The sequence below is a fragment of the Mucilaginibacter sp. genome (genome assembly GCF_039925265.1).
GTDB lineage: Bacteria > Bacteroidota > Bacteroidia > Sphingobacteriales > Sphingobacteriaceae > Mucilaginibacter.
Genome location: NZ_JBDSZG010000031.1, coordinates 1 through 22,535, shown reverse-complemented (window position 1 = coordinate 22,535; position 22,535 = coordinate 1). Strand labels below are relative to the sequence as shown.

Annotated in this window: 22 protein-coding genes and 1 tRNA gene; 14 read left to right on the top strand and 9 right to left on the bottom strand. The window is 44.5% G+C overall.

Annotation, left to right across the window (positions count from 1 at the left end; genetic code table 11):
* Window positions 1–11 precede the first annotated feature (11 nt).
* The 9 genes from ABIX36_RS14180 to lpxB all read left to right on the top strand — a co-directional run bounded on the left by ABIX36_RS14180 (window position 12) and on the right by lpxB (window position 6,664).
* On the top strand, window positions 12–977 hold the full coding sequence (locus ABIX36_RS14180) for an alpha/beta hydrolase (protein WP_348082821.1): 966 nt from the start codon (window positions 12–14) through the stop codon (window positions 975–977).
* The gene (locus ABIX36_RS14175) at window positions 952–1,146 is read left to right on the top strand and encodes a hypothetical protein (RefSeq protein WP_348082820.1); all 195 of its coding nucleotides are present in this window, start codon (window positions 952–954) and stop codon (window positions 1,144–1,146) included. The genes ABIX36_RS14180 and ABIX36_RS14175 overlap by 26 nt, the downstream gene beginning before the upstream one ends.
* A complete protein-coding gene (locus tag ABIX36_RS14170) occupies window positions 1,143–1,508 on the top strand; it encodes a hypothetical protein (RefSeq protein ID WP_348082819.1) in 366 nt (121 codons plus the stop codon). Before ABIX36_RS14175 ends, ABIX36_RS14170 begins: the two co-directional genes overlap by 4 nt.
* 59 nt (window positions 1,509–1,567) lie before the next feature.
* Window positions 1,568–1,753: a CsbD family protein gene (locus ABIX36_RS14165; protein WP_128536203.1), complete on the top strand. Its 186-nt coding sequence runs from the start codon at window positions 1,568–1,570 to the stop codon at window positions 1,751–1,753.
* Window positions 1,754–1,891: 138 nt separating this feature from the next.
* Window positions 1,892–3,250, top strand: a complete 1,359-nt coding sequence (locus tag ABIX36_RS14160) for a hypothetical protein (RefSeq protein WP_348082818.1) — start codon at window positions 1,892–1,894, stop codon at window positions 3,248–3,250.
* Window positions 3,251–3,286: 36 nt separating this feature from the next.
* Window positions 3,287–4,441 carry an acyltransferase gene (locus ABIX36_RS14155; RefSeq protein WP_348082817.1) on the top strand — a complete coding sequence of 385 codons (1,155 nt, stop codon included), beginning with the start codon at window positions 3,287–3,289 and terminating at the stop codon, window positions 4,439–4,441.
* A gap of 69 nt (window positions 4,442–4,510) precedes the next feature.
* Window positions 4,511–5,299, top strand: coding sequence for a 5'/3'-nucleotidase SurE (surE, locus tag ABIX36_RS14150; RefSeq protein WP_348082816.1), 789 nt, complete (start codon window positions 4,511–4,513; stop codon window positions 5,297–5,299).
* The gene (locus tag ABIX36_RS14145; protein WP_348082815.1) at window positions 5,289–5,555 is read left to right on the top strand and encodes a hypothetical protein; all 267 of its coding nucleotides are present in this window, start codon (window positions 5,289–5,291) and stop codon (window positions 5,553–5,555) included. The genes surE and ABIX36_RS14145 overlap by 11 nt, the downstream gene beginning before the upstream one ends.
* Window positions 5,552–6,664, top strand: a complete 1,113-nt coding sequence (lpxB, locus tag ABIX36_RS14140) for a lipid-A-disaccharide synthase (RefSeq protein WP_348082814.1) — start codon at window positions 5,552–5,554, stop codon at window positions 6,662–6,664. The genes ABIX36_RS14145 and lpxB overlap by 4 nt, the downstream gene beginning before the upstream one ends.
* Window positions 6,665–6,734: 70 nt before the next feature.
* Here the strand turns inward: lpxB and ABIX36_RS14135 are convergent, their stop codons facing one another.
* The 8 genes from ABIX36_RS14135 to pckA all read right to left on the bottom strand — a co-directional run bounded on the left by ABIX36_RS14135 (window position 6,735) and on the right by pckA (window position 18,344).
* A complete protein-coding gene (locus ABIX36_RS14135; RefSeq protein ID WP_348082813.1) occupies window positions 6,735–6,881 on the bottom strand; it encodes a hypothetical protein in 147 nt (48 codons plus the stop codon).
* A 47-nt stretch (window positions 6,882–6,928) separates the two neighbouring features.
* Window positions 6,929–7,081, bottom strand: coding sequence for a hypothetical protein (locus ABIX36_RS14130; RefSeq protein ID WP_348082812.1), 153 nt, complete (start codon window positions 7,079–7,081; stop codon window positions 6,929–6,931).
* 21 nt (window positions 7,082–7,102) lie between these two features.
* The gene (locus ABIX36_RS14125) at window positions 7,103–7,294 is read right to left on the bottom strand and encodes a hypothetical protein (RefSeq protein ID WP_348082811.1); all 192 of its coding nucleotides are present in this window, start codon (window positions 7,292–7,294) and stop codon (window positions 7,103–7,105) included.
* 231 nt (window positions 7,295–7,525) lie between these two features.
* A complete protein-coding gene (locus ABIX36_RS14120) occupies window positions 7,526–8,713 on the bottom strand; it encodes an MFS transporter (RefSeq protein ID WP_348082810.1) in 1,188 nt (395 codons plus the stop codon).
* A 463-nt stretch (window positions 8,714–9,176) separates the two neighbouring features.
* Complete coding sequence (locus tag ABIX36_RS14115; RefSeq protein ID WP_348082809.1) at window positions 9,177–13,301, bottom strand: two-component regulator propeller domain-containing protein; 4,125 nt, start codon at window positions 13,299–13,301, stop codon at window positions 9,177–9,179.
* A 399-nt stretch (window positions 13,302–13,700) separates the two neighbouring features.
* The gene (locus ABIX36_RS14110) at window positions 13,701–15,539 is read right to left on the bottom strand and encodes a glycoside hydrolase family 13 protein (protein ID WP_348082808.1); all 1,839 of its coding nucleotides are present in this window, start codon (window positions 15,537–15,539) and stop codon (window positions 13,701–13,703) included.
* Window positions 15,540–15,649: 110 nt separating this feature from the next.
* A complete protein-coding gene (gene fbp, locus ABIX36_RS14105; RefSeq protein ID WP_348082807.1) occupies window positions 15,650–16,705 on the bottom strand; it encodes a class 1 fructose-bisphosphatase in 1,056 nt (351 codons plus the stop codon).
* 34 nt (window positions 16,706–16,739) lie between these two features.
* Window positions 16,740–18,344: a phosphoenolpyruvate carboxykinase (ATP) gene (gene pckA / locus ABIX36_RS14100; protein ID WP_348082806.1), complete on the bottom strand. Its 1,605-nt coding sequence runs from the start codon at window positions 18,342–18,344 to the stop codon at window positions 16,740–16,742.
* 279 nt (window positions 18,345–18,623) lie between these two features.
* Here pckA and ABIX36_RS14095 point away from each other — a divergent pair.
* Together ABIX36_RS14095 and ABIX36_RS14090 are read left to right on the top strand one after the other, a co-directional pair.
* Window positions 18,624–18,697, top strand: a tRNA-Ala gene (locus tag ABIX36_RS14095).
* Between the two features lie 95 nt (window positions 18,698–18,792).
* On the top strand, window positions 18,793–19,989 hold the full coding sequence (locus tag ABIX36_RS14090) for a site-specific integrase (protein ID WP_348082805.1): 1,197 nt from the start codon (window positions 18,793–18,795) through the stop codon (window positions 19,987–19,989).
* On the opposite strand, the gene ABIX36_RS14085 is transcribed toward ABIX36_RS14090, so the two are convergent.
* Window positions 19,986–20,294, bottom strand: a complete 309-nt coding sequence (locus ABIX36_RS14085; RefSeq protein ID WP_348082804.1) for a hypothetical protein — start codon at window positions 20,292–20,294, stop codon at window positions 19,986–19,988. The genes ABIX36_RS14090 and ABIX36_RS14085 overlap by 4 nt on opposite strands.
* Before the next feature lie 114 nt (window positions 20,295–20,408).
* Here ABIX36_RS14085 and ABIX36_RS14080 point away from each other — a divergent pair, with 114 nt between their 5' ends.
* The 3 genes from ABIX36_RS14080 (at window position 20,409) to ABIX36_RS14070 (ending at window position 22,422) form a co-directional block, all read left to right on the top strand.
* Window positions 20,409–21,284: a hypothetical protein gene (locus ABIX36_RS14080; protein ID WP_348082803.1), complete on the top strand. Its 876-nt coding sequence runs from the start codon at window positions 20,409–20,411 to the stop codon at window positions 21,282–21,284.
* 461 nt (window positions 21,285–21,745) lie between these two features.
* The gene (locus tag ABIX36_RS14075; RefSeq protein WP_348082853.1) at window positions 21,746–22,153 is read left to right on the top strand and encodes a mobilization protein; all 408 of its coding nucleotides are present in this window, start codon (window positions 21,746–21,748) and stop codon (window positions 22,151–22,153) included.
* Window positions 22,138–22,422, top strand: coding sequence for a hypothetical protein (locus tag ABIX36_RS14070; RefSeq protein ID WP_348082802.1), 285 nt, complete (start codon window positions 22,138–22,140; stop codon window positions 22,420–22,422). Before ABIX36_RS14075 ends, ABIX36_RS14070 begins: the two co-directional genes overlap by 16 nt.
* Window positions 22,423–22,535: the final 113 nt, after the last annotated feature.

The following is a 22,535-nucleotide window of genomic DNA, read 5'->3' as shown; positions in this document are numbered from 1 at the left end:
TTAACAGCGCCATGCTCCATTCCCCAATCATCAACGGCAACAAGCAATACATCTTTATCCATGGCGAAAGCGATGCCAATCCGGTGTTGCTATACCTGCATGGCGGACCGGGCACTCCGGATTATTGCTTTGTGCGGGAAACGCTGAAGCCGCTGGAAAAACTGTTCACCATTTGTTATTGGGAGCAGCGGGGAGCAGGGAAGTCTTATTCTACGCTCGACGATAAGAATTCAGTAACGCTGGAGCAATTAATATTGGATGCCGAAGCTGTAAGCAAATACCTCATCCAGAAATTCGGGCAAAACAAAATATACGTGCTGGGCCAGTCCTGGGGGACGTACCTGGGCGCTTTGTTAGTTCAGCAGCACCCCGAAATTTTTCACGCTTATTTAAGCGTAGGGCAGGTGACGGATCAATATCTTTCAGAACAGGAATCATACGATTTTGTAAAAGAACAGGCCACCATCCGCAAGGATAGGAGTATCCTCCGTAAATTAAATAAGTGGACCCTCCCCACACGGGATGCCGGTGCAAAAGCCTGGTTCAGGTATCTTAATTTCCAGAGGTGGCAGGTAGCGCGGTATCGCGGCAGCATGAAACAGAAAAATATTTTTTTATTGGCGATATGGAAGCTGCTTACCTGTAAAGAATATTCCCTTGCCGATAAGTTAAACTATATGAAAGGTTCCTCGCTGAGCTTTAACCAGCTGTGGGAGGCTATCATCAACAACAACATCAGCGAAACGGTTACTCACCTCGATGTCCCGGTTTACTTCTTCCACGGTACGCACGATCATCATACTTACTATGCCGGCGCTAAGGATTATTTTGACAAGTTAAGTGCGCCTACAAAGCAATTCTATACTTTTACAGATGCAGCGCATTTTCCGCATGTGGAATGTTTTGGGGAGTTTGAAAAGATTGTGAAGGTGGAAGTGTTGGGAATTAACTATGAAAGGAGCATCGACAATGACTAAGAAGAATAAAGCAACCAAACTTGATGCAACGGAGCATCTGATGTCAACTCCCGCTAATGAAAAAGCTTTAGATGAAAGTATTGCTGAATTAGAAGCAGGAAAAGGTATTAGGATTTCTTTGGAAGATTTATTTTCGGCTGAAGAATATTCAAAGTCCATAGAGAAATGACGCGAGATGAGTTAATCAACCAACAAAAAATAATTTGTGAAAAATATGGATCGGATTTCTCTCCGGTTTCATTCGACGACATAGTAGGCGTAGCGTTGGAGAGTTTCGAAGATTTGCAAATGCCCGTAAATGGCTTGAGACATCCTTCGGACAAGGGGCATCCGGCAAATTGGTACATATGGTGCGGCGAGTACTCATCAGCTGTCGACTTTTTTAAACCGGTGCATGTTCAGCACTTGTCAGATACTCATCTCGGGATCTTAAAATATTTAGGGTTATCGCCCGGCTGGCGTTTTTTATTTGATGATAAAGGTTACGAGGATGTTTGGTTTGACGATAGTCTTTTGCTGATTGATAAATAATTAAACCAAATCGTAATCGAACTGTTCTCCTAACACATCTAAATAAGGAGAAACAAATCATGGATAAATTAGAATTAAAAGGCGGTTGGAACGAGTTGAAAGGGAAAATAAAACAAGCCTACGGCGACCTCACCGATGACGACCTGGCGCACGAAGAAGGCAAGGACGATGAAACACTCGGCCGCATCCAACAGAAAACAGGCAAAACCCGCGAAGATCTGGTAAACTGGATAAATAGCCTTTAAGCCGTAGCGGCAAAACTCAGAGTTAAGAGACAAGAACCAAGATTGCTATCTTGAATCTTGCCTCTTAACTCTTGCTTCTTTTTTTCTCCCACCATGCAACATCCTTCAAAAAAAACCATCGTATCATAAAACTATTTTATGCTACGAACTACCCTAAACCTCCTCTTTTCAATTTTCGTTTTAACCGCTTCGGTACAGGCACTCGCTCAAAGCAAACCGCCGGAACTTTCCTCTGCCAATGATGTTGAAAAGATCCTTAGCCAAATCCAGGCAAATAAGGCCATTGATGCCGATTCTGCCTTCAAAATTTTAAGCCATTGGAATAAATTTCCCGAGATCAAAAAAACAGGTATCGACTACAATTACTTTTATGAGGATGCTGTTTATGGTCGCGTGCCTTTGCATATCTATATTCCCGCTACCTATAAAAATTCTGTTAAAAACCCGGCGGTGATGATGCTGCACGGCGCTGTTGGGATGAGTAAATTTAGCGATATAGACAGCCTGGCAAATACCGAAGAGGACCTACTGTTTGATGCCCTTAAAGCGCAAAACTATATTGTGATACGGCCCATCGGCGATAAAAAGAAACAATTTAGCTGGGTAACCAGCAAGTTTACGCACGGTCAGGAATATTACATTAACCTCACTTTTAAGGTACTCAACGATATATTAACCGCGCTTAAAAAAGTCCTGAATATTGATGATAACCAGGTTTACACCTTTGGTCACTCGGATGGCTCTGATGGGGCAGTAGGGCTGGGACTTTATAAACCAGGTGCGTTTGCAGGCGTAGTGGGCTATAATTCTATGCTCACTAACCTGTTTGCAAAAGATTACTACATCCGCAATATTCAAAACCGCCCCACTTATTTGGTGCATTCAGATCTGGACGATCTGCGCCCAATGCTAATGACGCATGCCATTGTAGATTCATTGCTGAAAACCGACCGGCAACTTTTGTATAAGGAATACATCGGCTACGAGCATTTCGATAAGCACCTGAATAAGGATGTGCCCTATGCCTGCCTTTTTATGAGCGGCACCACCCGTAACCCTTTCAGCAATAATATTTATTGGGAAACCTACCAAAGCGGGCCATATGCAGCCTGCGACTGGCTTAGCCTTAGTACAATAGATACTGCCGCCACACCCGCTGCCTGGCATAAGCCGCTGAACATTCCGTCGTACGATAAACGGACAAAAGAATGGCACAGCGACAGGTCTTATTATTCCTACCTGTTTAAGAGCGCCGCCACAAAAGCATTGTACAGCAATAACATATTCAGCCTGCAAACATCGGGTGTAAAAGAGATAGAATTGTTAATCAGTCCGGTAATGGTGAACAGCGAAAGTCCGGTGATCGTTAACATCAACGGCAAGCAGGCCTTTTCCGGCAAAATAAAGGCCGATAAAACATTTATGCTGGATGGTTTCCGTAAAACCATGGATCGCGATGCCATTTGGGTAAACAGCATCAAAGTAAAAGTCGACTAATCTTTGTATTTTACACATCCAAACCATCACCAGGCAATGCCCGAAACTAAATCCGATATTACGCCCGAGCACAGCAAAGGCAAAATCATCTATATCGACCATCTGAAAGTGGTGTTAACCGTACTCGTTATTCTGCACCACGCGGCTATCACGTATGGCGCGCCGGGCAACTGGTATTTTAACGAGAAAACAAAACTGTTGGGCGCTATTGTACCCATGACAGCTTTTGTGGCCGTTAACCAGGCGTTTTTTATGGGCTTCTTCTTTTTCCTGTCGGCACTGTTCATCCCGTCATCTTACGATAAAAAAGGGCCAGCGAAGTTTATTACCGATAGGTTATTGCGCCTTGGCCTGCCGCTGGTGTTTTACTCGTTGGTGTTGTCGCCCTTCCTGAGTTTTATGAACTATAATTATACCGGCACCCATTCCAGGATCACCTACCTGCAATACTTGGGCGGGTTTGACAGCTGGATAGATTTTGGTGTGCTGTGGTTTGTGCTGGCGTTGCTGCTCTTCACAATGGTTTATGCGGTGTTTCGCCTGTTTGTTGGTGATAGAGGTATCTCCAAATCAATGCCATCCGTAACAAAGATACTCACTTTTGCCGTTTGTGTGGGGGTAATATCTTATGGGGTCCGTATAGTTTTCCCAGTAGGCTGGGTGCTTAAACCACTGGGCTTTCAGTTGGGGCATTTTACGCAATACATCGTCATGTTTACATTAGGACTCGTCGCTTCGCGCAGCAAATGGATAAACGGGGCAGATTATAGTACCGGCAAAACCATGCGTACTGTTGCGCTGTGTTTGGTGTTTATTGGCTTCCCATTATTTTTCGTGGTGAGGCAATTGGTAGGTTTCCCGGTGGAATACTATAACGTAGGTGGGCACTGGCAAAGCCTATGGTACGCGGTATGGGAGCAATTAGTAGGTCTCTCCATTGTAACCGCCTTGCTCTGCATCGGCAAAACGCGCTGGAACAGACCATCTGCTTTTTTAAGCCTGCTATCGCGAACCTCATTCGCGGTTTATATTTTCCACCCATTGATATTAATAGGTCTCTCGGTAGCGTTGCATAGCTGGGCTATAGAACCGGCTTTAAAATTTTTAGTGGTGGCGCCGCTTGCGGTTGCCGGCAGTTTTTTGCTGGGCTTATTGGTGGTGAGAATACCGGGGGTGAACAGGGTGGTTTAAAATGTTTGGTGAATAATTCCAATCATTTTAATTCGTTGGGCTGCCACACAAATGGTTAATTTTGCCCCAATGGCAAACCATGCAAAATCCACCCTCCCCACTATACTTGTTGTAAACGATGATGGCGTAACTGCGCCGGGCATAAAAACCCTGATGCACGTATTGAAGCAGATTGGCCGCGTGGTGGTCGTTGCGCCGGATAGCCCGCAATCGGGTATGGGGCACGCCATTACCATTGGCAAACCGCTGCGTTTAGATAAGGTGGACCTGTACGAAGGCATCGAGATCTATAGCTGCAGCGGTACCCCTGTAGATTGTGTGAAGCTGGCCGTAACCAAAATATTCAAGGGTAAAAAACCGGACCTGTGCGTATCGGGCATTAACCACGGCCTCAACAATTCTATCAATGTGTTGTACTCGGGCACCATGTCGGCAGCGGTGGAAGGGGCTATTGAAAGCATCCCCTCCATTGGTTTTTCGTTGGATGATTATTCGCTGCAGGCTAATTTTGAGCATTGCGAGAAATTCATCAAAGAGATTGCCCTGCAGGTATTGCATAAGGGCCTGCCCATCGGCACTTTGCTGAATGTGAATTTCCCCAACACGCACGATATAAAAGGCATTAAAATTTGCCGGCAGGCCAACGCAAAATGGGCCGAGGAATTTGACGAGCGGATGGACCCTTACAAACGCCCGTATTACTGGCTTACTGGCGTTTTCCAAAATAACGACCATGGCGAGGATACCGACGTTTGGGCGCTGGAGCACAACTACGCGTCGGTTGTGCCTGTACAGTTTGATATGACGGCGCACCATGCTATCCCACTTTTAAATACCTGGAACTTTAATGTTGAATAAGAATAGCATTGGCGCGGGATTTTTACTGGGCAGCATTTTGCCCGCCTTAAGCTGGGTAGTTTTTGAATATGTGCTGCACAATAACGCCGTTATTATGGACAAGCCCGCGGTGCCTTACCTCATAGCTATAGGTTTGAACCTGGTGTTGCTGCGAGTTTGCTTTAAAAATAACCTGGAGGATGCTGCTAAGGGGATAATGATGGTTACATTTACCTTTATGCTGGTAGTTTTTCTATTTAAAATATATACCCGATGAAGTATTACATGGTAGCCGGCGAAGCCTCGGGCGATCTGCATGGCGCCAACCTGATGAAAGCGCTGAAGGAAAAGGACAAGCAAGCGGAGTTTAGATATTTCGGCGGCGAGCTGATGGAGGCCGAAGGCGGCACTCTTGTAAAGCACTACGAGGATATGGCTTTTATGGGCTTTGTAGAAGTTGTGGCCAACCTGGGCACCATCCTCAAAAATATGAGCCTTTGCAAGAAGGATATTGTGGCCTACCAGCCGGATGTTTTAGTATTGATAGATTTTCCCGGTTTTAACCTCAAAATAGCGGACTTTGCCAAAAGGAAAGGTTTGCAGGTTTGCTACTACATCTCCCCCAAAGTTTGGGCCTGGAACCAGAAGCGGGTGCTGAAGATAAAGCGGTCTGTTGATCATTTGTTCTGCATCCTGCCTTTCGAGGTGGAGTTTTATAAGGGCTGGGGGATGGATATTGATTACGTGGGCAACCCTCTTTTAGATGCCGTGGATGCTTTTACGCCCAATGCCGATTTCCTGAAAAACAATATGCTCATTGGCAAAAAAATAATCGCGCTATTACCCGGCAGCCGCAAGCAGGAGATCAGTCGATTGCTGCCTGAGATGGCTAAGGTTGCAGAGCGATTCACCAATTTCCAGTTTGTGATAGCCGGCGCACCAACCTTCGAAGCCGAATATTACCGCCAGTATATCGGTGGAATGCATATCCCCGTAGTGTTTAACGCCACTTATGATCTGCTGAGTAACGCCGAAGCCGCCATCGTAGCTTCGGGTACCGCCACGTTAGAGACGGCTTTGTTGAATGTGCCGCAGGTAGTGGTTTATAAAGGCAACGCCATCACCATTGGTATTGCTAAAATGCTGGTGAAGATCAAATTCATCTCGCTGGTGAACCTTATTATGGATAAAGAAGTGGTGAAGGAACTGATACAGCAGGATTGCGATTTCCACACCATCTCCAACGAGGTGGATAAATTGGTAGGACTGGAAGATTACCGGAACACCATGCTCGCCAATTACGATCTGCTCGACCAGCGTATGGGCAAACCGGGCGCATCCGCCAAAACAGCAGCGTTAATTATTAAATACACCTCAAAAAAATAAGGCCCCGCATTGCTGCCGAACCTTATTTATCAAAGGACTGTTTTAAATAGATAGATAGAATATATGTAGATCAGGCGGCTTGCTGCTGAGCCTGGTTGTTGCGTGTAAACCGGCCTCGTTCCCTTAAAGCCTTCAGGTCTTCCATTAACAAGCTTCTTAATTCGTTATCAAAACGGGTAACTAATTTGCTGGTAGCTGGTTTTTTGTAGGTTTTCATAGATAGATGCTTTAAATATTGTTGGTGGTTGGTAGCTGTGTTAAGTACTATGCTGCGCTTAGGCTGTTAGCGTTGATATCCATCATTTGCGCTTTTACCGATCGGATAGCTTTCAAATCGTTCATTAAAAGGGTTCTCAGTTCTTTATCGAAACGGCTTACCAATTTGCTTGTTGCTGTTTGTTGTGATGTAGTTTTCATGATCAATATTTAAAAATATGTTTAGTTTTTAGTTTGTTCGTTATCGCTTGCTTCGTCCTGATTTTCTTCGAGGTTATCGTGCCTGCGCTTCGCTTCCTTCATTTGCCTTTCCAACTGCTCCTCTTCCCGATGGTCGGCTGGTTTTTCCGGGGCTACCGGGTTTTCCCATTCTTTTTCTTCAGCCGGGGCTTCTGGTTTCTTGTCGATTTCCATGGTTTCTCCGTTTGATGATACTTATTCCAACTTTGTGCCAAAAAAAGAGAGTGGCGCAAAAAAAATGACGGTACGCATAAAGTTTTTTAACACTGCATACAAAAAGGGACCAATAATGGCGTTTAAAGCACCTTTAGGCGCTTGTTACCATACAGGCTGTACAAAAAATAAGTACACGCTGTTGTAAATGGAGGTCAGCAGGTGTTCGGTATGGGTGTACGCTGTTCGTTTTCAGACAGTGCGCTGCATCGTTTTGCGCGTGCTTAAATGGATAACAATGGTGATTGCCGACAGGGTAATGCCGATGGCGCAGATGCCCGGCCAGTTATAGGTGCCCCAAACCTGCGTGGCCAGGAAGGTGCCCGTTGCGCCGCCTATAAAATAGGTTACCATATAAACGGTGTTGATGCGGTTGCGCGCCGCAGGGTCTAACGAAAAAATAATGGACTGGTTGGAAATATGCGTGGCCTGCACCCCCATATCCATAATAATAACCCCGACTATTAGCCCGGCAATGCTGTAGGCCGAGAACCAGAAGATGATAAATGATATTAGAACCAGCGCCAAAGTAATGGTGGATAATTTATAGGCGTCCATTTTATCGCTCAGGCGACCAACCAACCCGGCGGCTACAGCGCCAAAGGCACCTACCAACCCAAAGGCCCCGGCAACTTCGCTGCCCTCGTTAAAGTTTTGTTTGAGCATAAATACCAGGCTGGTCCAAAATGCGCTGAAACAGGCGAAGCAAAGGGCACCGCGCAGCGCTGCAAGGCGAAGTTTTGGCTCATCCATCGCCAGGTGTACTAACGATTTCATTAATTGGCGATAGTTTCCTTTGTAATCGGGTTCTACCTCGGGCAGTAACAGATATATAAACAACCACATCAGCATCATAATACCTGCGGCTATAAAATACATGCTGCGCCAGCCAAAATGAGCACCAACAAAACCACTTAAGGTACGCGACAGCAAGATACCTATTAACAGGCCGCTCATAATGAAGCCTATTTTTTTACCACGCTCGGCAGGGTCGGCTAAATGGGCGGCCATGGGCACCAGCAACATCCCCATGATGGATGTTGCACCCAGTAAAAACCCCGACAGTAGCAGGATATGTATATTGGGTGCGAGAGCGGTTAACAGCAGCGCCAAAACTATAAACGCAAACTCGATAAGCATCAGGCGTTTTCGCTTCACCATATCGGCGAGGGGGATCACGAAAAAGATGCCGGCAGCGTAGCCCAGTTGGGTTAACATAGATAACTGGCCCACTTTGCCATCGCTTACGTGAAAGGTTTCGGCCATATCGTGCAACAACGGCTGGTTGTAATAAAGATTGGCCACAACAAGCCCCGTGGTTAAGGTCATTACCCAAAGGGTGGTGGTAGTTAAGTGGGGTTTGTGTGTTGTAACGGCCATTTTTTAAGATATTCACAAAAGTGTAAAAGATTTTTTACAAGTCCGTCAGCATAAATTCATAAATAATTGAGAATATTTCAAATAAATTGAAGTATCTTTGTTAATACAATAACGAAAAAAGTACATTAATATAAAGCTGACAAAAAAATTACAAATAAATTCTTTGTAATTCAAAACTTAGTGTTACTTTTACACCATCAACAAGAACAGACAATGTTGATACATAAAAAAGTCTTCTCATAATTTAGGTTTATAATTGGTTAGTAAAGGCCCCTGCCCATCAGGGGCTTTACTTTTTTACAAGAATTTGTAAATCTAAATAAGTTCAAAAGGTTAGGGTATTAAATAAAGGGAAAATACCCCGGAATGACGCATGCTTTAAACTTTGAGTGTTTTTTTACCCGTCGGGGGAATATATACCAGGCAGGAGCTTATGCCGGTGCGTTTTATCCTAATGCTTCCGTTAACCCGCAGATGCCCATTTTTCGAGTTTGTTAACCAGGTCATCCAATTTAAAGGGCTTGCTTATATAATCGTCCATGCCTGCATCCATACAAATTTGCAAATCGGTTTGAAGAGCGTTGGCTGTCATTGCAATAATAAAGGGCCGGGCAGGGAAACGTTTTTTTATTATTTGTGTGGCCTCCAGTCCATCCATTTTTGGCATTTGTATGTCCATCAAAATAAGATCAAATACTTTTTTATTCACCATATCCAGGGCTTCCAGTCCGTCTTCCGCCAAATCCGGCTCGTATCCTAATTTACTCAAAATCTTCATAATCAGTTTCTGGTTCATTTGGTTATCTTCTGCAACCAAAATGCGCAATGGGTACTTTTCCGAAAAATTATCAGGTAGTTTAGGCTTTTGAATGTCGGCTTGCGATTTTTCATTGCCCACATCTGTTTGCCTGCCAAGTTCTTTTACAATGTGCGTATATAAACTATGTTGTTTGGCAGGTTTGGTTAATATAGAACAAAAAAGGCCGGGATTATCCTTATGTAAAATAGAGCTTATCGAGCTTAGGAGTATAATGGGTAATGCAGGGTATTTATTGCGTATTAAAGTTGCCAGTTCAATTCCATCCATAAACGGCATTTGCATATCGGTAATAACCAACTTAAAATCGTTATGCTCCGATAATGTGTTAAGTGCCTCCCCGCCCGAATTAACTACCACCGGGCTTAACTTCCATTGTTCCAGTTGGCCCTTTAAGATCCTCCGGTTTGTATCATTATCATCAACAATCAAAATTCTGCTGTTTTCAAAACCATTCATCGTATGGTTTATTTGTGTTAAGTCGGATTGAAGGCTTTGTTGCGCAAACATGGAAAAGTGGAACGTGCTGCCTTTGCCAATTTCGCTTTCAACATTAATTTCGCCCCCCATTAATTTTACCAGTTGTTCGCTTATAACCAGGCCAAGGCCGGTGCCGCCATATTGCCGCGTAGTTGATGAATCTACCTGCGAAAACGCCTTGAACAACCTGTGTAGCTTATCGGCAGAAATACCAATGCCCGTATCCTTTATATCAAAGCCTAATTCGATGCGGTTATTTTCCAATACCTGTAGTAAGTGAACCGCTACATAGATCTCGCCCTTTTGGGTAAATTTAATAGCGTTGCTGATTAAATTGATGAGGATTTGGCGAAGCCTTAAACTATCGCCAATAATTTGTGCCGGCACATCATAGTCTATCTGGTAAACCAGATCGAGTTTTGAGTTGGCCGCTTTTAAAGCGAAAACATCAAAAACCTCTTCAATACAGGAACGCAGGCTGAAAACTTTTTCCTCCAGCTCCATATTGCCCGATTCTATTTTAGAAAAATCTAAAATATCATTAATAACCGAAAGCAGATCTTCGCCGCAGGTTTGTATAGATTCGGTAAAGGTTCGTTGTTCTTCATTTAAGGGCGTTTCGGCGAGTAAGGAAGCCATCCCTATTACCCCGTTCATGGGCGTGCGGATCTCATGGCTCATCGTAGCCAGGAATATACTTTTTGCCCGGTTAGCTTCCTCAGCTTCCAGAGCAGATTTTTTTTCAACTTCTATCGCTCGTGCTAACTGCTCTGTGCGCTCTTTAACCTGCCGCTCCAATTCTGTTTTCTGTTGCTGAATGGCGCGTGTGCGTATAAAATAAAACGCCGGCCCGCTAAAAACAAATATTAAACCTGCGGCTAACTTAAACCACCAGGTAAGCCAAAATGGCGGTTCGATATAAATATTGATAGCTACGCCTTTGTTGTTCCATTTACCGTCGTTATTGGATGCTTTAACCCTAAATGTATAGTTCTTGGGGTCGAGGTTGGTATAGGTTGCTGTTCGCTTACTGCCAACATAATTCCAGTCTTTATCAAAGTTCTCCAGTTTATAAGCATATTGGTTTTTTTCGGGAATGGTATAATTAAGCGCTGCAAATTCAAACGTAAATACCGAGTGTTTGTAAGAAAGCTTGATGGCATTAGTTTCGGTGATATCTTTTTGAAGGGGAGAGTTTTTGCCGCCTGCGATAACTTGCTTGTTGAAAATTTGCAGCCCGGTTATATAAACAGGCGGGATAAAGTTGTTATCTTCTAAACTATCGGGATAAAAACTGCTGAAGCCGTTAACACCGCCAAAAAACATTTCTCCGTCTTTAGTTTGAAAGCTGGAGTGGCCTTTAAATTCATCGCCCTGCAACCCGTCTGACAGGCCATAGTTCCTCACCATTTTGGTTTGCGGGTTAAATGTTGCAATTCCCTTGTTGGTACTTAGCCATAAATTCCCCTTATGGTCTTTTAAAATGTTAAATACCACATTATTGGGCAAGCCATCTTTTTCGGTGTATGCTATAAATGTTTGGGTGCGGCTGTTTAAATAGTTTAACCCGCCCCCATTGGTGCCTACCCACATATCACCGTTGCCTGCCTCGGCAATAGCTTCTACTATATTGCCAGATATGCTGCGTTTGTTTCCTTCCTCGTGTTTATAATGCGTAAAATGTCCGGTTTTTAGGTCCAGCATATCCAGCCCACTATCGGTACCTATCCATATATTGCCTCGCTTATCTTCTAATATGGTATTACTGATATCGCTGGCTATGCTATTTTTATCTCCCGGCTTGTTTTGATAGCGCGTAAAAACGCCGGTTTTAACATTATAATGATTAAGCCCCCCTTGCCAGGTACCTATCCATATATTACCATCCCGGGCTGTATACATATTCCCTATATCTGATAGGGAAAGGCTTTGCGGGTTATTTGCCTGTGGCATATGATGCTTAAAAAACCCCGTTTTTTTATCGAACAGGTCAAAACCGCCAATGTGGTAGCCAATACCAATGAGGTTTTTAGCTACTGGCACTATAGCTGTTACATAATTATTGCTTATTGTATTAAGATTGTTATCCTTATGCAGGTAGCGGACAAATGTTTTTTTCTTCCTGTTAAACAGGTTTAGCCCGCCGCCATCTGTACCTATCCAAATATTTTCGTCATCAACATCTCCGGAGATGGCGAGTACATTATTATTGCTTAAACTATTATTATTGTTTGGGTTTTGCCTGTAGGAGGTGAATTTATTATCAAATTTTGGCAAAAGATTCACGCCGCCCGAATAGGTGCCTATCCAGGTGTTTCCGCCGTTGTCCTTATATAAACAATAAACCGAGTTGTTGCTAAGGCTGGTAGGGGTATTCGCGTCAAATTTGTAAGTGACAAATTTGTTGGCCGGGTAATCAAATACGCTTAATCCACCATTCTCTGTCCCTATCCACAGTTTGCCGTCGTTGCCTTCCATAATCGAAAGAATATCATTATGGCTGATACTGTTACTATTGGCCGCGTGTTTGAAATTTATAAACGAATTGTTTTTTGGGTTATATAATGCCAGCCCGCCGCCGTGGGTACCAATCCAAATATTACCTTTACTATCTTTATAAACTGTTTTTATCCAACTGGAGCCAATGCTGTTCTTGTTTTTGGGGTCATGTTCATAACCAATAAATTTGCTGGTTTGTGGATTGAAATGATACAAGCCATCGTCGGTGGCTATCCAAAGCCAACCATCATTATCCTGGGTAATCTGGGATATAAAATCCTTGGCTAAGCTATTTGTTTTCTTACCGGCATGCGTGAATTGCTTAAATGTGCCGGTAGTTGCATTAAACAATTGCAAGCCCTTACTGGTGCCCAGCCACATTCTGTTTTTAGTATCCAAAAAAACGGAATGGACGGCAAAAGCTAAATGATTGGAGTAATGGATAAATGTATTTGTAGCCCGGTCAAATCTATCTAACCCGCTTTCTGTGCCGATCCACAAGTTACCCGCGCCATCTTCCGTTATAGCCGACACGTAATTATCGATAATGGTGCTCTTGTTATTTTGGTCGTGTTTGTAATGGGTGAATTTATACCCATCATACTTGTTCAGGCCATCTTCGGTGCCAAACCACATAAAGCCGCGGCTATCTTTAATAATGGCGCATACATGGCTTTGGGAAAGGCCTTCAGTTGTGCTGAGTTTTTTAAATTTAAGGTCGCGGGGTTGCGAATAAGATAAACCGGAGTTAAGCAGGCATAAACACGAAAAAAAAAGAAATATTCGCTTCATTTTATCGCGTTAGTGATTTTGTTGCAAATAATTTTTTAACTGGCTCACCCGATGTTAAATAGAAAACAATATTACAGCGGTAAAATAATACTATTGGTTTTGGGAGATAACTGATTTATTTTAGAAATATGCCGCTCGCTTTTTCTACGAAGGAGTTGCCGATTATATATTTAAACAGCCTTTTAGCATCTATAATAAATCCAAATTCCCCGAACTTTTATTTATTTAACTTGATACCTATTTATACGATATTTTAGCAAATTTGTTGCAAATAATATCCTATAATGGAGTATATCAGTGTGTGATTCCTATTTGGCGGATGGAATAAATATTTTTTTACCAGCGCCAATATTTGCTAAATTAAAATTGTTTTGTTGTAGCTAATAGTGCTGTCATGTGCTATTTCTCCCGCTTTACTAAAATAGTAGGCTCCAGTGGTTCCAGGTGCAGTACACCACTGATGGCGCTATCATCTAACAAAGTTTTATAAACTGTGCCCTCGGGCAGTGGGATATTGATCGCCCCTTCTTCGAGGTTAAAGTAAATCAGTACCTCGTTTTGCCCGTCGTACCTTTTATAGATAAGGGTATGCCCTTCGGCAGTAACAAATTCTATTTTACCATGTATCAGCACCGGGTTTTCTTTGCGGATGGCGATGAGCTTTTTATACCAATCGAAAGTTTGCTGGTTAAAGCCAACCTTATCATACTCTTTTTCGCCGGGCTGGGTGTTGTTGCGGGTTTCGTCGGCAAAGGTATAGTCTTTCCACCAGAGCGGTTTGCGCGGGTCGGGGTCGTCGGCACCCCACATGCCCATTTCTTCTCCGTTCCAAATTTGGGGCGCGCCAATACTTGTGAACAGGTGTACGAGGTATAAACGCAGGCGTTTGTAAGTTTCTTCGTCGGGTTTGCCGGTGCGGTAATTGGGGTTCTCGCGCGGGTTGGCCTGGAACTTATATTTATTGGTGTTGTAAAAATCGGTGAGCAAGCGAGGCGTATCGTGCGTGCTGGATACGTTCATCATGGCGTATCGCTTATCTTCGGGCAGGCGGTTCCACTCGTGCTCCAGCTCGTTTTTAAACTGCGCGGCATCCAGCGGGAAATCGGTTTTAGCGAAGAAGTAACGGGCAGGACGGTAGGCCTGGTAAAACATTACAGCATCAAATACATCGCCCTGGGTGTAGGGCGTTGGGTCCATCAGTTTATCGGGCCAGGTATCCCACCAAATTTCGCCTACTAAGTAAGCGTCGGGTTTTATGCTGCGGACTTCCTTGCGGAAATCGCGCCAAAAGCCGAGCCCTATCTGGTCGGCCACGTCCAGCCTAAAACCATCTATGCCGTTGGCCGTCTTGCCATCCGGTGCCAACCATCGCTGGGTTACCGCGAAGATGTGCTTCTTGGCGCCTTCGTTAATGTTGCCTTCGTAGGGCTGGCCGTTAACGCGTGGCGTAGCTACATCTACCTTGCGGATCTCGGGCAGGCTGGATACACCCACCCAGCCGGTGTAGGCAAATTCATTCCCGGGTGTGCTGCTATCATCAAACGACCGAATATCGTACCAATCCTTATACGCCGAGCGCGACTGGTTTTTGAGCACATCCTGCCAGGCCCAAAACATTACGCCGGTATGGTTCCAGGAGTAATCCATAATAATGCGCATCCCACGCTCATGCACCTCCCTGATCAGTTTCAGGAACAGCTTATCGGCGCTGGTCCATTTCCAGGTGGCCGGGTCGGCAGGGTTTTCTGTGGCAATGAGTTTGTTGTCGCCCTCCGGGTCGGGACCAAAGTTTACGTCGATGTGGTGATAGTGCCGGGCATCGTATTTATGTGCCGATGGAGCATCGTTCAGCGGGTTCATAAAAAGAGCGGTTACGCCCAGGTTTTGCAGGTAATCCAGCTTATCTAAAACGCCCTGCAGGTCGCCACCGTAGCGGCGGTAGTACATGTTATCATTAAAACCTTTGTTTACCTCCCAGCCCTGTTGGCCGTACCAGTCTTCGGTCCATTGGTTTACCCTCCAGCCATCGGGGGCGGTTTGCCCCATTGGGGGGATGTTGATATTTTCGGGCTTGGGGTCGTTCTTGCTGTCGCCATTACGGAAACGCTCCGGGAAAATCTGGTACCAGATGGCGCTTTTGCTCCATTCGGGCGCTTTATCAAACGGTGTGGCAATATCCTGTGCCTGAGTGGTAAAAGCGGCGAACAAGCAAATAAGCATAGCGGTATAATTTTTCATGGACCAGCATGAACAGGTTAATAATTGCGGGGCGGCGCCCATTTCAAATATAGACACTTATTTGTTGTGCGCGCTAAAGAAAGCGGCAACCGGCCCGGCAAAAAAAACCGTTAATCTACCGCGAAGGGAAAGCCCTGGTTCTCATCATAAGCAAAAGACAGCTCAATGGCCTCTTTCATAAACTCCTCCGCATGGATCACCATGTTTTTGGAGCCGATAAAAACCGGCGTGCGCTGGTGCAGTTCCTCAACCTCCATAGTTAGGATGCGCTTGTCGCCATTAGTTGCCCGGCCGCCTGCCTGCTCAATAATAAAAGCCATAGGGTTGCACTCGTACACCAGCCTTAGTTTGCCAGATGGTGTGGCCGCAGTGTACGGGTAGATGAAAATGCCGCCTTTAATAAGGTTGCGGTGAATATCGGCCACCATGGAGCCGATGTAGCGCGATGTGTAAGGCCGCTTTGTAGACCGATCCTCCTCCTGGCAATATTTAATGTATTGTTTAACTCCTTTCGGGAAATGCATGTAATAGCCTTCGTTGATGGAGTAGATGGTGCCATCCTCGGGCACCCGCATCCCCGGGTGGGAGAGGCAGAACTCGCCGATGGACGGATCGAGCGTGAAGCCGTTAACGCCTCTGCCGGTGGTATAAACCAGCATGGTAGACGAGCCATAGATAATATAGCCCGCTGCCACCTGTTCGGTGCCTTTTTGCAGCACATCGCTAAGGCCAGGCGGAGTATCAAAATCCTTTCGGCGGTAAATAGAAAAGATGGTGCCTACCGGTACGTTCACATCGATGTTGGATGAGCCGTCGAGTGGATCGATAGCGACCACATATTTGCCGGCTTTTCTGTCTTTTGGGTCGATTAGGATGATATCCTCATTTTCTTCCGATGCCACAATGCAGCATTCGCCGCCGCTGGTGAGCGCCGAGATGAATTGCTCATTCGCGAAAATATCGAGCTTCTGCTGGCTTTCTCCCTGGATATTGGTACTGCCCGCCTGCCCTAAAATATCCATCAGCCCGGCTTTGTTCACCTCCCTGTTCACAATTTTGGCGGCTATGGCAATATCTCTCAATAAGCGGGAAAGCTCCCCTTTGGCATAGGGGAAATCGGCTTGTTTCTCAATAATAAACTGACCTAAAGTAGTAACCTTTGGCATAAAAGTATGGTGTATAACGTTGCTTAATGGACTTTTAAACCGCCTGGATGGCCGCGGGCCCTGCTGCTAACAGGTGTACGGTGTCATCGTTAAGGTATTTGCGGAAGTTGTTGTTAAATGCCTCCGCCAGCCTGTTGGCGTGTTCTTCGTACTCGTTTTCGCTCTTCCAGGTGTTTTTTGGGTCGAGCACATCGTTGGGTACGTTGGGGCAGGTTACGGGCATCATGGTTTTAAATATCGGGTGACGGTGATATTTAACATGGTCCAGTTCGCCGTTTATTGCCGCGCTGATCATGGCACGGGTGTAGGAGAGCTTGATGCGCTGCCCGGTACCGTATGCGCCGCCGGTCCAGCCGGTGTTTACCAACCACACGTTCACCTGGTTATCGGTTATTTTTTTGCCAAGCAGGTTAGCATAAGCCACCGGGTGCAGTGGGAGAAAGGCCTCGCCAAAGCAGGCCGAAAAGGTAAGCTTTGGCTCGGTAACCCCGGTTTCGGTGCCGGCCACTTTGGCGGTATAGCCGGAGATGAAATGATACATAGCCTGTTCTGCCGTCAACTTAGAGATGGGAGGCAAGATCCCGAAAGCATCCGCAGTTAAAAAGAAAATATTTTTTGGCGAAGCGCCTACCGAGGGGATAACCGCATTGTTCACATTTGATAGGGGGTAGGCTACACGTGTGTTTTCGGTTTTGTCGATATTATCAAAGTTAACCGTACGGGTTCCGGGTGTAAAGTTTATGTTCTCCAACAACGCCCCGTATTGGATGGCCCGGAAGATCTGCGGCTCTTTTTCGGCAGTTAAGCCAGAGCATTTCGCGTAGCAACCACCTTCGAAATTAAATATTGAATGATCGCTCCAGCCATGTTCATCATCGCCGATCAGGTGGCGTTCCGGGTCTGCGGATAAGGTGGTTTTACCCGTGCCCGAAAGGCCGAAGAAAATAGCGGTATCGCCATTGGTGCCCGTGTTGGCAGCACAATGCATAGGCAGCACCTGTTTATCATGAGCGAGGGTGAAATTAAGTACGGTAAAAATGGCTTTCTTTATTTCGCCGGTATAGCCGGTGCCGCCTATTAAAATGGTTTTTTTGCTAAGGCTGATGATGGTAAAATTCTTTTGGCGCGTGCCGTCGGTCTCCGGGTCGGCAGTAAAGCCGGGTGCGGCGATGACGGTCCATTCCGGCTGCCCTTCGGGGTTTGCCACCTCGGGCCTGATGAACAGGTGATGTACAAACAGGTTTTGGTACGCGGTTTCGGTCACCACACGGATATCGATATGGTAATCTGCATTGGCGCAGGCGCAGCTATCGCGCACAAATATTTCTTTTTGCACCAGGTAGCTGGTCATCTTTTTAAATAATGAATTGAACCGTGCGCCGTCAAATTTAAAATTGACAGGCCCCCACCATACATTATCGTGGCTAATGTGGTCGTCAACAATAAATCGGTCTTTGGGCGACCGGCCGGTAAAGGCTCCGGTATCTATCGCAAGCGCGCCCGAATCGCTTAAAATACCTTCGTTGCGTTTGATGGCCGCTTCAATTAATTGTGCTGGGTTGAGCTGGTATAAAATAGCAGAGCCATTAGCCAGGTTGAGATACCCTAATTGGGGCACCCGGTTATTATTTGTATTCATTAAGGTTAAAAGTTTATAATTGGTTGCCCCAAAATTAGGCTTAAAAAACACTAATAAACAAGTGTTTTTTAATATTTATTTACATAATGTATTTTTTACACACTATTTAATCGATTGATTATCAAATATTTAATTGGTTGAAAATAGTTAAAATAATAATTTTCAATACACTAAGTGTTTTTGTTTTTAAGGTGGTCGGTGTTTTTAAACTTCGTCCAGGGAAGTTTAAAAGTTTCTTGGCAGTTGTACGATTAAATATTATATTTGCGCTCCTCAAACGGGGGATTAGCTCAGCTGGCTAGAGCGCTTGCATGGCATGCAAGAGGTCATCGGTTCGACTCCGATATTCTCCACTCAGACACTTAATGCACCTGGTAATCAGCTATTTAGCTACTCACCAGGTGCATACTCTGACAAAACTCTGCCACAAGCCCTCAATTTCGGGGCCATGAAAACGGCAGAAATCACCTACACAACCCCCAAATTATTCAAGGGAAAGAAGATTGATTTGGTTCCGAAAGGCTCCACAAAAGCCCGCGAGGAAGCCAAACAAAGCTGGTACATCGAATTTTTCTTTTACGATCCGGCTACCCGTAATATGGAACGGTTCAGGTTTAGCAAAAATCTGAACAGGGTAAAAGACCCTAAAGAAAAACTTATCCTTTTCACCGAACTGTTAGAAACCTATACAGAAGCTTTAGATGGCGGCTGGAGTCCGATTGACGAAAGAAGCAACGAAAAACTAAAGCGGCAGGTCGTTTCCTTATCCCTCGAAGAAGGTAAAGTTCTTTTTGAAGCTTACCACGAAGCTAAGGGCACCCGGAAAAAATCCATTCAATCCTATCTTTCTAAAGTTAAAATGTTCATCAACTATTACGGGGAACATAAAAAAGCTAACGAAATCAGCGATTATGAGATCACCCACTTTTTAGACCACCACGAGCGATCCGAAAAATGGATGGGTGTAACCTATAACAATGCCAGAATATCACTTAATAATTATTTCCGCTATCTAAAAAAGAACAAATACATAGAAATCAACCCTGTTACTGATACAGAAACGAGGCGGAAATTGGCGACTGAATCCCACCAGGTATTTTCCGACCACGATTTTAAATCTATTATTGACTGGCTGCAAGCCAATGATCCTTATTGTTTATTATTTGTTCGGATGATCTACTACACCTGTATCCGGCCCAAAGAATTGCGGCACCTGCAATTAAAGTTCATCAACTTAGAAAACGATACGATCACTATACCCGCATCTATCGCCAAGAACAAAAAATCATTGCCGGTACATATTGATGTGAGTTTAAGAAAAGAGCTGGATAAACTTAAGATTCCGAAATACCCCAGGGAGTATTTCCTGTTAGGCTCGCCGGATACTATTATAGCTGAACAGAAGATCGGTGAAAATACGCCCTATGAGCGTTTCCAAAAGTGTCTGAAGGCTTTAAAACTCAAAGACAAAAACTATACACTCTATTCCTTTAAGCATTTTTCCAATGTCAAAAAGTTTAAAGCAGGCTGGACACTGGCAGAAATATGCTCCGCGAACAGGCATAGCAGTTTGGTGGAAACGGAAACCTATCTGAAGGACTTATTAAAATTCGTACAGAGCGATAAATTGATACCGGCTATTTAGGGCTGTTTCTTTTTCCTTACTGATCCCAAAAGGATTTCGGCCATAAACCGTTCCTTTTGGGATTTCTTTTTTAAATGCTTTGCCGGGAAATGCAGCGTATGTATCTCGCTGATCTTTTTGGTGATATCGGAAAGCATCGGAATTGAGTTGATTAGCCCTTCCAATTGCCGTTCTTTGGCATCCAGCTTAACAATAAGCTCCACTAACCGTTGTACAATTAGTTTTACTGGTATCTCTCCCTGTTCAATTTGTAATAGCAATTCCGCAATCTCCAAATTTTGCTCTTTTATCTTCTCTGGTAACATAGATTTGGGTTTATAGTAGCAAAAGTTGTTATAGTTATATTGGATTGTTGGCAGTCCATAAACTTGCAGAAAGTTTATTACGAGACAACTACAATAATTCCTTTACATTAGATTATGGGTACACTATACGCTGGGGTAGCAGGCATCGGCTATCAAAATCAAGATTTTGAGTTGGGAGAAGGTATCATTATCCGTTCAACCTATGCCCATTTGTTCGCTCCGTACATGATGGCATTTAAACCGCCCGGTAAGTATAAGCACCACGATGGGCCTTGGAAACCAGCAAAAGGGGGCATTACATATGATATATATATAGAAATTGAAGTGCCCGAAACCACTACTATTAAAGGGTTCTCAAAAGAGGAAATTGCTTGGCTAATAGTAAGTCTTATAAAAATTTCTGATCATCCTTATGTTTCAACGCCTATTCTCTCTGATATATCCTTTAACAGAGTTGTTGAAGATGATATCGAACCAACGTTAATACCAAATGAAGTAAAACGAAGAATATTTAGGCCCACCAAAGACGTTATTTCCTATCTCAGTGAAGAAACTTTGCTTTGGATTAAAGGCACCTGGAAAGATGTTGCAACCTTGATGACTAAAAACCCACAATTCAATACTGCCTATAAAGCTTTTGATACAGCCGGTTTTGAAGGTAGTACCGCCTCGTCATTAATAACAATATGGGGCGCTATAGAACAGCTATTCTCATCAAATTCAGGGGAACTGCGCTATAGAGTGGCTTCAAACTTAGCTGCGTATTTGGAAGCACCGGGCGAAAAAAGGTTGGACTTGTACAAAAGATTGCTCAAACTTTATAACGAACGTTCTACAGCTGCGCATACTTCAAAGCCTATTGAACAAGGCCCATTGTTAGAATCCTATGTTTATTTAAGAAACGCGCTTATTAAGATTATTCAAACTGAGAAAGTCCCTACTGCAACAGATTTTGAAGAAAAAATATTTAAAGGGCTTTCATTCGAGTGATTTTATATAACCTGTTTATTATGAATCGAATGCTAAAAAAACTTCTCCCCATAAGGTAACTCCCATTTTCACAACCTCCTTCCCCTCACTTTTGGCTTAACAAAAACAATGAGCCATGATACGAAATATAGTCTTCCGAAAATTAGCCTATCAGAAGTTCACCCCAAAGGTGAACAGATCAACCGTCCATAACCGCCGAAAAGTCGGCGCAGCAATGCGCCCATTTGCACCGTTAGGTGCAAACGCAACAGCTGGAAATCCGAAGGATTAAAGGCGGCCCAAAGGGCAACAAACAAAGACAGAAAACGAAGTTTTACCGACGACCGTAAGGGAGCAGACCAAACACACCAGTGTTTGGCAAGATGTACGTTTGTCTACACAAACGGATCTTGCCCACTCCTTTCAGTCGGGGGGTAACCGCCGCGGAACTTGGCGGTTATGGAAAATTTAATGTATGGATTATGGCCAGGCCAAAGACTGAAAACAGGGAGCGACTTTATACAAAGGTGGTGCGCACAAGGGTAACTAAAGCGACCTATGAACGAATGGAAAAACTATTAGCCGAAAGCAATTGCCGTTCTATCGGTGAAGTGGCGCGAAAAATCCTTTCCAGAGAAAAGATACGATGCTTATATAAGGATGCAACCATGAGAGGTACAATGGAGGAATTAACCCGAATCCGAAAAGAACTCAAAGCTATCGGCATCAATATTAACCAACTCACCAAGGGATTTAATAGTTCCCGCGACGAATCCGGCAAAGCCTTTTATACACTGAAAGCAATTGAACGCTCAAAAGATATTGATGCAAAGATTGACCGCCTAATGATTCTGGTTACCTCACTCACAAAAAAATGGTTGCAAGAATAAAAAGCGGCAAGAGCATTCGGGGATTGCTGAACTATAACGAGAATAAAGTTACAGCCGGGCAAGCGCAGCTGGTTATGGCGAGCCTGTTCGGCACAGAGGTAGAAAAACTGAAGTTTTCCGATAAGCTGAACCGGTTTCAGCATCTAACCGAACTCAACGAGAGGGTTAAAACCAATTCGGTACACATCATGCTCAACTTTGATGAAATCGAAAAACCGAACATGCTCACTTTGCAGCAGATCGCAACGGCCTATATGTGGAGATTCTGATGAACCAGACCACCTGATTCCGGGGCAAGCTGACCACCAATTCCGGGGCAAACTGACCAGGGGATTCCGGGACAAACTGACCACCCTCGACGTGTAGCAAATGCTGTAGAAGC